Origin of the sequence: Nocardiopsis sp. NPDC007018, from assembly GCF_040635075.1 — a bacterium.
Taxonomy (GTDB): Bacteria; Actinomycetota; Actinomycetes; order Streptosporangiales; family Streptosporangiaceae; genus Nocardiopsis.
In genome coordinates this window covers 14,613-26,807 of the sequence record NZ_JBEYHA010000028.1, presented here as the reverse complement: position 1 = coordinate 26,807, position 12,195 = coordinate 14,613, and the positions used below count along the sequence as shown (strand labels likewise).

8 protein-coding genes are annotated in these 12,195 nt (G+C 73.3%); 6 read left to right on the top strand and 2 right to left on the bottom strand.

Annotation, left to right across the window (positions count from 1 at the left end; genetic code table 11):
* Nucleotides 1-50: 50 nt before the first annotated feature.
* Nucleotides 51-515, top strand: a complete 465-nt coding sequence (locus tag ABZ635_RS16855; RefSeq protein ID WP_357765554.1) for an Lrp/AsnC family transcriptional regulator — start codon at nt 51-53, stop codon at nt 513-515.
* Nucleotides 516-818: 303 nt separating this feature from the next.
* Nucleotides 819-1,190: a helix-turn-helix domain-containing protein gene (locus ABZ635_RS16850; protein WP_357765551.1), complete on the top strand. Its 372-nt coding sequence runs from the start codon at nt 819-821 to the stop codon at nt 1,188-1,190.
* Nucleotides 1,191-1,216: 26 nt separating this feature from the next.
* On the opposite strand, the gene ABZ635_RS16845 is transcribed toward ABZ635_RS16850, so the two are convergent.
* Together ABZ635_RS16845 and ABZ635_RS16840 are read right to left on the bottom strand one after the other, a co-directional pair.
* Nucleotides 1,217-2,782 (bottom strand): MFS transporter, encoded by a 1,566-nt coding sequence (locus tag ABZ635_RS16845; RefSeq protein ID WP_357765548.1) that lies wholly within the window; start codon nt 2,780-2,782, stop codon nt 1,217-1,219.
* A gap of 149 nt (nt 2,783-2,931) precedes the next feature.
* Nucleotides 2,932-3,666 (bottom strand): TetR/AcrR family transcriptional regulator, encoded by a 735-nt coding sequence (locus tag ABZ635_RS16840; protein ID WP_357765546.1) that lies wholly within the window; start codon nt 3,664-3,666, stop codon nt 2,932-2,934.
* Between the two features lie 94 nt (nt 3,667-3,760).
* Here ABZ635_RS16840 and ABZ635_RS16835 point away from each other — a divergent pair, with 94 nt between their 5' ends.
* The 4 genes from ABZ635_RS16835 (at nt 3,761) to ABZ635_RS16820 (ending at nt 12,176) form a co-directional block, all read left to right on the top strand.
* Nucleotides 3,761-5,623: a CPBP family glutamic-type intramembrane protease gene (locus ABZ635_RS16835; RefSeq protein ID WP_357765543.1), complete on the top strand. Its 1,863-nt coding sequence runs from the start codon at nt 3,761-3,763 to the stop codon at nt 5,621-5,623.
* Between the two features lie 726 nt (nt 5,624-6,349).
* Nucleotides 6,350-7,168: a phytanoyl-CoA dioxygenase family protein gene (locus ABZ635_RS16830; RefSeq protein WP_357765540.1), complete on the top strand. Its 819-nt coding sequence runs from the start codon at nt 6,350-6,352 to the stop codon at nt 7,166-7,168.
* A complete protein-coding gene (locus tag ABZ635_RS16825; protein ID WP_357765538.1) occupies nt 7,165-7,722 on the top strand; it encodes a DUF6309 family protein in 558 nt (185 codons plus the stop codon). Before ABZ635_RS16830 ends, ABZ635_RS16825 begins: the two co-directional genes overlap by 4 nt.
* A 17-nt stretch (nt 7,723-7,739) precedes the next feature.
* On the top strand, nt 7,740-12,176 hold the full coding sequence (locus ABZ635_RS16820) for an AMP-binding protein (protein WP_357765536.1): 4,437 nt from the start codon (nt 7,740-7,742) through the stop codon (nt 12,174-12,176).
* Nucleotides 12,177-12,195 lie beyond the last annotated feature (19 nt).

Genomic DNA, 12,195 nt, shown 5'->3' with positions numbered 1-12,195 from the left:
CGATTGCCGGTGATTGCCCGATCGGCGCCGTATTTGGCAGAATCTGCCCCATGCGGCGACTGGACGAGACGGACCTGCGGATTCTGCATGAGCTCCAGGGCGACGGACGGATCAGCAACCAGGAACTGGCGGACCGCGTGGGCCTGTCCCCCTCGCCGTGCCTGCGCCGGGTGCGCCGTCTGGAGGAGGCCGGTGTGGTGGCCGGGTACACGGCGGTGGTCGACCCGGCGTCGGTGGGGCTGGACATCACCGCGTTCGTGCGGCTGCGCCTGGACTCGCACAGCACGGGTGTGGTGGAGCGCGTGGAGGAGGCCATCCGGGGTGTCCCGGAGGTCACCGAGGCCTACCTGTTGGCGGGCGACCACGACTACCTGCTGAAGGTGGCCGCACGCTCCTTCCCCGCCTACGAGGAGCTCATGCGGTCCAAGCTGCGCTCCATCCCGTCCGTGTCCTCGATCGAGACGACCTTCGCCATCAGCGTCACCAAGCCGGGTTCTCCCCTGCCCGTCGACTGAGCCGGGCCCGCCCCCGGCGCGGGCTCGGCCCGGGTCCCGCTCGGCGGCCCGAACCCGGTCCAGCCGTTCCCCACCCGGTTCCAGGCGAAGACCAGCATGGGCAGGTGCAGACACGGCCGGGGTTCGGGGTCCGTTGGCACGGCCGCTCCGTCCGTCGGGGGGTCGACGGGTCCAGTGTGGCCGACGCGCCCGGGGAGCGCGATCCGCGGCGATGGCGTCCCCACCCGCGTACGCCCGCCGGTCCGCTTACGTATGCTGAGCACCTCTCCCGACGACACCTGCTCACTCCGGGTAAGGACGAGTATGAGCCAGACCGCGACCGGACCGCGCGACGCCTTCGACGACGACTGCCCCAGCCGCACCGTCCTCAACCACGTGGCCAGCCGATGGGGGACGCTCATCGTCACCTGTCTGCGTGACGGCCCCCAGCGCTTCTTCATGCTGCGGGACCGGATCGGCGGGATCAGCGAGAAGATGCTCTCCCAGAACCTGCGGCTGCTGGCCGAGGACGGGCTCGTGGAACGCCGGGTCGAACCCACCAGCCCTCCCCAGGTCACCTACACCCTGACTCCGCTCGGCGAGGAGCTGGGCGAACGCGTCCAGGCGCTCGTGGACTGGGTGAGCCTACGCACCGACGAGATCGTGGCGGCCCGGGAGCGCGGGGCACGGCCCTAGAGGGGCCGCGGCCCCGCGCACCCGGCTCAGGTACCGCTGTCCTCGCCCCCGGTCACCGGCTCGAGCTCCCCGGCCGCAGGCACCCTCCGCAAGACGAGGGACACCACAGCGGCCAACACGACCAGGACCAGGGCGGCGACGGCCGCGTTCACCTGGAGGCCGTGGGCGAAGGCCGCGCGGGCCGCGTCCAGGACCTCGGCACCCACCGCCTCGGGCAGGCTCTCGGCCACCTGGTGCGCCGCTCCGATCGTCGACCCCGCCGACCGCGCCTGGGCCTCGGACAGCTCCGCGGGGAGGGAGAGCGACGTCCTGGCCGCGTAGAGCCCCGCGCTCACCACTCCGATGACCGCGATCCCCAGGGCCGCACCGAGCTCCTGCGTGGTCTCGGCCATACCCGCGACGGTGCCCGCGCTCTCCTGGGGTGCCGTGGACATGACGACGTCGGTCCCCAGTGCCGACACCGGCATCAGTCCGGCGAACATCAGTGTGGAACCGACGACCACCACGGCCAGTGCCGCGTCGGCACCGGCCTGGGTCAGCAGGCCGAACCCGAGGGCGGCCACGAGCAGCCCGGTCGCGAACACCACCGCCGGTCGGACCCGTCGGACCACCGTGGACGCGGCCAGGACGGACGCCACCCCTCCCGCCACCATGGGCAGCATCCACAGGCCCGCGACCATCGGCGACAGCCCCTGGACCATCTGGAGGTACTGGGCGACCAGGAACTGCACTCCCGCGATGAGCAGTGCGGTGGTGCTCAGGGTGACCAGCGCGGTTCCAAAGGCCCGGTTCCGGAACAGGGTGACGTCGAAGAAGGGGGCGCTGGCCCGGAGCTGGCGCCGTACGAACGACGTCAGCAGGACGGCTCCCACGGCCACGGCCAGCAGTGGCGTCAGCGCGAGCCCGTCCCTGACCGTCTCCTTGATCCCGTACACGAGGGTGAGCACGCCGGTGAGGGACAGGAACACGCTCACCAGGTCCAGCGGCCCGGGCTCGGGGTTCCTGTGCTCGGGCAGGAGTCGGCCGCCGAAGAGCAGCAGGGGGAGCATCACGGGAACCGCCAGGAGAAAGACCGACCCCCACCAGAAGAACTCCAGCAGGACGCCGCCGACCACGGGGCCGAGCGCCCCGCCGGCCATGAAGCTGGTCATCCAGAGGCTGATCGCCACTGAGCGCTGCGCCGGGTCCCGGAACAGCGTGGTGATCAGCGAGAGCGTGGAGGGCGCGAGGGTCGCCCCGGCCACACCCAGCAGGGCCCGGGCGAGGATGAGCATCTCAGGGCTGCTGGAGAAGGCGGCCAGGACGGACACCGAGGTGAAGGCGGCGGCCCCGATCATCACCATGCGCCGCCGCCCGAGGCGGTCGCCGATCGTCCCCATCGTGAGCAGGAGCCCGGCGACGAAGAACCCGTAGACGTCGGTGATCCAGAGCAGTTGGGTACCGGAGGGGTCGAGGTCCGCGCTCAGCTGCGGCACGGCCAGGTGCAGCAGGGTGAGGTCCATCATCACGAGCATGGCGGGGACCAGCAGGAGCGCGAGACCCGCCCATTCCCTCCGGCCCGCGCGGGGCGGGGCGTTCACGTTCTGGGTCACGGTGGGATCTCCTCACTCGGCCATGCGGCCCGCGGTCACTGGTGGAACGTGGGACACCCTAGGAAAGCTGGCCATTTTTCGTAAGTAGCCACCTGTGAGTAAGTCGCTATATGAAAGTGAGCTGACAGGTGAGAGCGGTGACCCTCGCTCTATTGGTCCCGGATTTCGGAGATCCTGCGTTCGACCCCGTCCAAGAGCCAGGCCAGCGCCCGCTCGAAGACCTCCTCCGGTGTGGGGGGCGGCGCGTCCATGCGTTCGATGGCCGGATGGCGCCCGGGCTCGATCCACCGCGCGAGGTAGCCCTCCTGCACGCTGGCGAAGGACTCGCCGTCCGGGGAGGTCCAGCGTCCGGCGCGGTCCGCCTCGACCACCCGGCCTACGTGTCCGCGCACCAGCCCGTCGACCGCGCCCACCACCGCGTACGCCTCCTCCTCGGGCAGACCGGTCCCGTCCAGGGCCCGCAGGGCGGAGTCCATCCAGGCGAAGCCGTTCGGCCCGACGTAGGGGCCGGAGGTCATCTCGACCAGCCAGGGGTGGGCCCGGAAGGAGGCCAGGTCCTCCCGGGCCCAGGCCTCCACCCTCTCCCGCCAACCGCCGGGGCGGGTGTGCGGCGGGGTGGCCTGGCCGACCATCTCGTCGACCATCAGGGCGAGCAGGGCCGCCTTGTCGGGCACGTAGGTGTACAGGGTGGCGGTGCCGACACCCAGACGGGCGGCGACCCTGCGCATGGACAGCGCCTCGACACCGTCCTCCTCGGCGACGGTCATGGCCGCCTCGACCAGGCGTTGCACGGTGAGCTGGTGGCGGGGGCCGCGCCGGGGGCGCCCCAGCCCCGACCAGAGCAGGTCGAGTGTGGCCTCGATGCTCTTGCGTGTGACTCCCATACGCCCCCCACCTCGGACGACCCTCGCCTTTGCCATAACTCCGTACACCGTTCTATCCTCATCGAACACTGTACGGAGTTTTTGGGGGAGCGCCATGGACGAGTCCACACCGAGGACCGGACGCCGCCCGGTGCCGCGCGGCACCGGTCGCACGCTGGCGCTCGCCCTCGTCCCTCTCGCCGCCCTCGCCCTGACCTCCTGGACCATTCGGGCGTGGGCCGAACCGCTCCCGGGCCCGGTAGGGGAACCGCTGGTGCGTTGGGCGCTACCGCTCCTGGTGCTGGTCCCCCTGGTCGGGCTCCTGTGCCGCGCCGAGCGCGTCCCCCCGGCGGCGATCGGCCTGACCACCCCGGGCCGCGCCTGGCGCCCGCTGCTCGCCGCGCTGCTGGCCTGCCCCTTGGCCGCCGCACCGATCGTGGGCGGCGCGGTGCTGACCGGCGGCGCCAGTCTCGACACGTCCGCGCTCGCCCCGGCAGCGCTGGCCGCCCTGATCGCGGCCCTGCTGACCAGCGGGCAGGTCGCGGCCGAGGAACTGGTGTTCCGAGGTCACCTTCAGCACCGGCTGGGAACGCTCCTGTCGCCCCTGGCGGCCCTGTTCACCCAGGCCGCGCTGTTCGCCGGAGTGACGGGCCTGGTCCTGGGAGAGTCGGCCGACCCGTTCGGCCTCGTCCTGTCGGGCGTCCTCTTCGGCCTCCTGCGCACGGCCGGCGGCATCTGGGCGCCGTTCGGCGCCCGCCTGTCGCTGACCTGGACCACCGTTCTGCTCGCGCAGGCCGACCTCGCCTTCGCCTCGAACGCGCCGATCTGGAACACGCTCCTGAGCGTGGCGACCGGCGTGGCCGCCTACCTGGCGGTGCGCCGGACGTGCCGCACCGACCACCAGGGCGCTCCCCCCTCCCCCGAGGAACCCGCCCCCCGCCACCGGCGCGCCCTCCCGGTGCGCGGCGTCCTGTACGACGTCGGGTCCAGCTACATTCCCGGCCAGCACTCCCGCGAGCGCTGGAACCCCGATGCCGTGCACGAGGACCTGCGCGTGATCCGCGAGGACCTGCACTGCACGGCCGTCACCCTGTTCGGGCACGATCTGGAACGGCTGGAACGGGCCGCCCTTTCCGCCCTCGGCCACGGCCTGGACGTGTGGTTGCAGCCGCGCTCCCTCAACGCCAAGCCAGCGGAGCTGGTGGAGCACGTGGGGCACGCCGCCGACCTCGCCCGGCGACTGGACGCCGACCACCCCGGCCGGGTCGTCCTCAACGTGGGCTGCGAGCTGACCGTCCTCAACCGGGGCATCCTGCCTGGCCGCGACGTCGACCGGCGCGCCCGGGCCCTGGCCGTGTTCGGCCTGTTCCCCGCCTACCACGACGCACGCCTGAACGCGCTGCTCCGCCGCCTGGCGGCCACCGCGCGCGAACGCTTCGCCGGGCCCCTCACCTACGGGTCGGGGACATGGGAACGCGTGGACTGGACCCCCTTCGACCTCGTGGGAGTGGACTACTACCTCGACGAACTCACCCGGCCCACCTACCGCCGGGGGCTACGGGCACTGGAGCGCTGGGACAGACCGGTGGTGGTCACCGAGTTCGGCTGCTGCTCGTACCGGGGGGCCGAGGCACTGGGCGGGGGCGGGGCCGACGCGCTGGACTGGAGCGACCTGGACGACCGACGGGTCACGGGCGGCCTGGTCCGGGACGAGGGCGTCCAGGCCGACACCGTCGAGCGACTGCTCGACGTGTACGAGACGGAGAACGTGCACGGGGCGTTCCTGTGCATGTTCGTCGAGGGCGACTGCCGCCCCTCCGACGATCCCGCCCGGGACTGCGACATGGCCAGTTTCGGGATCGTCCGCCCGCCGCCTCTCGGCTCGGGCCTGTCCTCCGACGACGGCCACTGGGAACCCAAAGAGGGTTTCCACGCCCTGGCCCGCCGCTACGGAGCGGCCGCCGAGCTTCCCCGGTAGGACCATTCCGAAACTCCGCGACAATGGACAGCCCTTCCATTACCACGGACGAGGGCCCGGGCACAGCTTCCCGGACCACCCATTCATCCGTCCGGAATCGGCCACCCGAGGGACCATGGAAACGATCTTGCCATTGGCCTCGGCGCGACCCGGTTCCCTCTCTGGTCAACCATTCGTCGTTCACCCCAAATGCCCTAATCGACCTGGGGAAAAGGAGGCTCTCCCCGGGAGAACACCGAACCGGACCATACGCGCGGCTCCCGCGCCACCGCCGCCGGGGCGACGGCAGCACCCTCATCCTCACCTTCCTGAACTGGGACGATGACAAGACTCCCCCAACGGGAGTCCCTGCGGCCACCGCCCCAGGACAGGGCGCGGCCGACGCACCCTCACCTACCCCGCACCCGAGAAATTCATACTCCGACACCCACGAGAATTCGCGGAACCAACGACCGGAGTAACGAAGTTCCTGGCCAGGATCGTGTTCCACCGATTCCCTTGACACCGGCCCAACCGGGGTGAAACTAATACTGTCGACCCTCCGGACACGATCCACGCTCCACCACCGAAGGCCACCGCAGTCACGACAATGGCCCTCACCCCCATCCAGGCGAACGGCCCACCGTACTCGGGCGTCGCGCCGCCCTTTCCCGACCGACTCCCCAGAAGGAATCCGTCACACCCGGAGGACGACCCGACACCCGAGCACGAACAAGGGGCGAAGACTTGACTCACACGTTTCCCCCGGAACTCGACGACGCCCCCGCCCGGCGGAGCAGGTTCACGGAGTCCGGCTACCTCGTCCTCCCCGGCTTCCTCCCCGCGGCCCTCGTCCACCGTCTCCTTCCCGAGGTCGACCGCTGGGTGGACGAAGGGCTGCGCGCACGCTCCATGGCCGCCTGCCTCGACCCCGACACCCACGGAACGCCGCCGGTCCTGGAACTGGAACTGCCCGCACACGGCGAACTGCTCACCCACGAGCCGCTCATGCGGGTGGTCGCCGAACTCACCGGCCCCTCCTTCGTCTTCCACCACCTGCACAGCGACCGGCACGGCGACGCGACCGGCGGCAATGCCTGGCACCACGACCACGAGGCCCACGACGGCCAGGACCCCGGCCCGCTGATGGTCCACGCCCTGCACTACCTCGGCGGTCTCGACCCGAGCGTCGGCCACCTCGCGGTCCTACCGGGCTCCCACCGGGAACACGCCGCCAAGCAGGCCCGCGCCCACCTGGGCACGAAGGAGCTCCCGGGCGAGGTCGTCATCGACCGGCTCCCGCCGGGGTCGACCGTCCTGATGAACTCCGCCCTGTTCCACGCGCGCAGACCGGCCCCCGAGGGAACCGGCGACACACGCCCCCGCTACTTCGTGGACGCCTCGTACTGCCAGACGAGCGCCAGGTGGCGACCGGTGAAGCCGTACTGGCGCCATATGCTCACTCGGGCGCGCGAGCTCGACCTCAGCGGCGGGCGCTGGCCCGAGCTGTTCGCCGAGCGCCACTTCACCGAGTACACGACCACGGGACAGGGCTCCACCACATGAGACTGATCGAGACGGTGCCGTTCTCCACGGTGCTGGAGGTCTACCGGGGCGACCACCCGGTCGACCGCCCCCACGCCTCCAACACCAACCAGGACGGCGAGGACGTCCTGCGCATGGCGGACCAACTCCTCGGCACCTGGCACCGGGTCCTGCTCTCCCGGGAGGAGGTCCTCGGCGTGGTCCTGCCCTGGCACCTGAGCGAGGGCGGCGGACGCGTGCTCGTTCCCCGGTCGGGGCGGACGGTGGGCGAGGCCGCCGACCTGGTCCGCGAGGGCGGAGCGCGGATGGCGGCGGCCAACCCGGTCTGCTCGGACAAGCTCGCGCTGTTCCGTGAGGCGCCCCTGACCCCCGTCTACCTCAGCACCGTGCCGGTCCCCCACCCCGACTACTCCGACCTGGAGACGCGGACCGGGCTGATCCACCTGGACGGTCTGCACCGGACCGTCGCGTGGGCCCTGTCCGACCGGCTCCCGGAGGACGAACGCACCGAGGCCTTCGTCGCGGGCACCCCCGACACCGCCCCGCCCGGGGCGCCCCGCACAGGCACCGTCTGAACTGGAGGCCCACGCCCTTGACAGGTACGACAGACCCGGCCCTGACCCTCTCCGACCTGTTGGCGCGCGGGGCGCGCTCCCACCCCGACCGGCCCGCGCTCTCCGACGGGGTCCGCTTCCTCGACTACGGGGAGCTGCTCCTGGCCGCCGACCGGGTGGCGGCGCGCCTGGCCGTGCGGGGCGTGGGCCCGGGCGACCGGGTCGCGGTGCTGGGTCCGCGCGACGCCCGGGTCGTGACGCTGTTGTACGGGGTGCTGCGCGCGGGGGCGGCGGCCGTGGTCGTCGACCCCTCCTGGAGCGGTCCGGACGTGCGCGGGCGGCTGGAGGCCACCGGTGTACGGCACGTGCTCAGCGCTGACCCCGACCACACCGCCCCCGCCGGGCACCGGAGCGAGGTCGTGGACCCGGCCGCACTGCCCGCCCCCGGCCGGGTGTGGGCGGGCGGCGAGCCCCCGCACCGGGTACGCGCCTCGGACCCCGCCTACCTGTCCTTCACCTCGGGGTCGAGCGGGGAGCCCAAGGCCGTCACGGTCACGCACGCCAACACCGTGCACTACGCGCTCTCGCTGCGCGACCGCCTCGGCCTCACCCGCACCGACGCGCCGTGCGTCGCCCACGTGACCACGCTCGCCGCCGACCTGGGCCACACCTCCTGGCTGCTCGCGCTCGCGACCGGAGGGTCGGTGCACGTGGTGCCCGACGACCGCACCCGCGACCCCGAGGCCTTCTGGGAGGCCCTGGCCGCCGCGGGAGTGTCAGTACTCAAGACGACCCCCTCCCACCTGACGGCCCTGCTGGAGGGACGGCCGCGCCGCGCCCCGAGGCTGCACACGCTACTGCTGGGCGGTGAGGCGCTGCCGCGTCCACTGGCGGCCGGGCTCCTCGACCGCGGGGTGGCCGCCCGGGTGGTCAACCACTACGGTCCCACCGAGGCCACCATCGGCGCGAGCTGCTTCGTGGCGTCCTCCGCCACCGACCTGCCCGTGGACGAGGCCACGGTGCCCATCGGCACGGCGATCGGCCGCAACGTGCTCCACCTGGTCGACGCCGAGGGTCGCCCGGTGCCCGACGGCGTCGACGGGGAGCTGCTGATCGGCGGCCCCGGCGTCACCGCGGGCTACTTCGGCCGACCGGAGGAGACGGCCCGGGGCTTCCTGCCGGGAGAGGACGGTCCGAGGTACCGGACCGGCGACCGCTGCCGCCGCCGCGAGGACGGCGGCCTGGTCTTCTCCGGGCGCGCCGACCGACAGGTGAAGATCCGCGGATACCGGGTGGACCCGGCCGACGTGGAACAGGTGATGGACGGCTTCGCGGGCGTGGCCCGATCGTCGGTGGTCGTGCGCCGGACCCCGGCGGGAGCCCAGCTCCTGGCCGCGGTGCGCCCGACCGACCCGGGCGGCGACCCCGGTGCGCTCCTGACCTCCCTCGACTCGTACCTGCGGGACCGGCTCCCGGCCTACTCCGTCCCGCGACCGGTGGTCGTGGTGCCCGAGTTCCCCACCGGGCCGAACGGCAAGCTGGACCGGGACGCCCTCTCGGCCCTGGTGGACCGGGCCCTGGAACGCGGCGGCGACCCCGGCACAGGGTCAGCCGGTGGGTCGTCCGACGGGGGATCGGACCCGGCGCCGGACGCGGACCCCCTGGTCACGACCATCCGCGACCTCTGGGCGAGCGCCCTCGGACTCCCGCTCGTGGCCCCGCACGCGGACGTGGTGGAGCTCGGCGGCGACTCGATCCTGGCCATGCGCACGGTCACGGCGCTGCGCCGGGCCGGGTACCGGGTGGCGTTCGAGGACTTCTATCTGAACCCCACGCCCGCGCTGCTGGCCGCGTCCGCCACCCCGGTCGCACCGGACCCCGATCCCGCACCCGCGACGGGCACCGACACGGCCGGGCGGCTCGCCCCGGCACAGCGCTGGCTCTTCCGGCAGCCGCTGCGCGACACCCGGCACTGGAACCAGTCCGTCGTCCTGAGGTGCGGGGTACGGGTGGACCCGGCCGCCCTCTCCTCGGCCGTCGTCCGGGTCCTGGACCGCCACACGGCGTTGCGCCGACCCGTGGGGGCGGGAGGGCCGGGTGTGCCCCGCCCGGCCACCGAGGTGGACGCGGTGACCTTCTCCTCTCTGCCCCGCGCCACCGGCGAGGTGGCCGAAGCGGTCGAGGAGACCTGCTCGGAGCTGCACCGGGCCCTGGACCCCGAGTCCGGCCGACTGGTGCGCGTCCACCTGTTCTCCGGAGCCGGCAGCGTTGCCGGCTCCGGCCGGGCCGCCCGGGCGGGCGGCGCTCCCGACCCTGTCGGCGCTCACGGGTCAGCGGGGACCCCCGGGGCGGCCCGGGAGGTCGGTCCTCCCGGGCGGCTCGGCGCTCCAGAGGCCTGCGCGACGACCGGTACCGACGACCGGCTGGCGGTGATCGCGCACCACCTGGCCGTCGACGGCCTCTCCTGGCGGATTCTGCTCGACGACCTCGCGCACGCCTACCGCTCGGCGCTCACCGGAACCCCCGCCCCGATGCCCGCGACCGCCGACTTCTACCGCTGGGCGGCGACCACCGCTCCCCCAACGCCCCGGACCGCCGCACGCAACCTCCGCCCGCCCGCCTCCCCCGACGGCGTTCCCGCCGCCCTGACCTGGGCCCTGGACGAGGACGCCACCGCCCGTCTGGTCGGCCGCCACGGCCGCTCCCAACGCCTGGAGGCCTTCCTGCTGACGGCCTTCGCCGATGCCGCGCTGCGCCGAAGCGGACGCCCCGACCTCACCGTGGAGGTCGAGACCCACGGCCGCGACACCACGGCCCGGGGCGACGCGTACATGGACACCGTGGGCTGGTTCACGGCCGTCAAGCACCTGACGCTGCCCGCCTCAGAGGCCTCGGGGCCCGCCGCCGACACCGGGGCGAGCGGCTCCGTGGACGTGCGCACCGTGGTCCGCTCCGTCTCCGCCGAGACCACCACACGGGTCGAGCGCCTGGTGCGCGAGACCCCGCAGATGCCGATGGACACGGACGCGCCGCGCCCCGACACCGGGTTCAACTTCCTGGGCACGTTCGAACTGCCCGACGAACCGTCCCTGGCCTGGACCGTGGCGCCGGAGTCGGCGGGGGCGGCCCGCTGCCCCGGAGCGGACCCCCACCACCGCCTACGGCTCACCGCGCGGATCGTCGAGGGGCGCCTGGTGGCCGACCTCGTGTACGCCCGCCCCCGCACCTCCCACGAGGAGGCCCACGCGGTCCTCGGGGAGTTCGGCGCGACCGTGTCAGCCGAGGTCGGGAGCGCTCCCGCCCCACCCCGTGAGAGCGCCGTCTCCACGTCCGGACAGCTCCTGCTCACCGGGGCCGCCGCACCCCGGACCGCCCGCCTGGGGGTGCGCGAACCCGTCCGGGCACTGCTCACCGGAGCCACCGGCTACCTGGGGCGCCACCTGCTGAACGCGCTGCTGGAGCGCGGCGCCCGGGTCACCTGCCTGGTCCGGGGACGCGACGACGCCGACGCCGCCGCCCGCCTGGCCGGGACGTCGGACCACGGGCCGAACCCCCGCAGCGGCCGGTTCGACGTGGTCGCCGGAGACATCGGCGCGGCGGGGCTGGGGCTGTCCGAGCGTGGCCTGGACCGGGTCCGGGACGTGCGGGCCGTCGTGCACGCCGCCGCCGACGTGCGCCTGGTGGCTCCCCCCGGCGACCTGGAGCGCACCAACGTCGAAGGGGTACGCCGCCTGCTCGCGTGGATCGACGCCGAGGTGCCCGGCGCCCGGCTGCACCACCTGTCGACTCTCGCGGTGGCGGGCGGCGTGGACGGGGTCCCGCGCCGGTTCAGCGAGGCCGACCTGCGGATCGGCCAGCGGTTCCGCACCCCCTACGAGAGGACGAAGTTCGCCGCCGAAGAGGAGGTCCGCGCCTGGGCCGCCTCGGGCCGCCCCTGCTTCGTCCACCGCAGCGGACACGTCGCCGCGCACAGCCGCACGGGCGCCTTCCAGCGCAACGTCGAGGACAACCGCATCTACCAGCTGGTGCGCGGCTACGTGTTGGCCCGGGCCGCACCGAGCCGCCCCGCGGAGTCGTTCGCCTTCTCCCACGTCGACACCGTGGCGGCCGGGATCGCCGCGATGGTGTCGCACGCCCACGCGGCACCCGGGGTGTACCACGTGGAGTCCCCCTACACCGTGCCGCACGACGAGCTGGTGGACTGGCTCGTCGGCCTGGGACACCCCGTCCGGCTGACCGACGACCACGGGTTCGCCGAGGCGCTGTCCCGGGTGGAGCGGGATCATCCGACCGCCGCCCGGCTGGCCTCCGCCTGGTCCCAGCTCGGATCACGCAACGTGGTGGTGGACAGCTCCCACACGACGTCCGCGCTCGAACGCGTCGGCGTGCGCTTCGCACCGCCGACCCGCGCGTGGTGGTCGGCGGCCATGGCCTGGGCCACGGACGCCGGCTTCCTGCCCGCACCGCCCCGGTGACACCCACGACGAAGGGAAC

Coding starts and splice junctions, on each gene's coding strand:
- ABZ635_RS16855 (WP_357765554.1), top strand. CDS start 51: ATGCGGCGACTGGACGAGACGGACCTGCGGATTCTGCATGAGCTCCAG.
- ABZ635_RS16850 (WP_357765551.1), top strand. CDS start 819: ATGAGCCAGACCGCGACCGGACCGCGCGACGCCTTCGACGACGACTGC.
- ABZ635_RS16840 (WP_357765546.1), bottom strand. CDS start 3,666: ATGGGAGTCACACGCAAGAGCATCGAGGCCACACTCGACCTGCTCTGG.
- ABZ635_RS16835 (WP_357765543.1), top strand. CDS start 3,761: ATGGACGAGTCCACACCGAGGACCGGACGCCGCCCGGTGCCGCGCGGC.
- ABZ635_RS16825 (WP_357765538.1), top strand. CDS start 7,165: ATGAGACTGATCGAGACGGTGCCGTTCTCCACGGTGCTGGAGGTCTAC.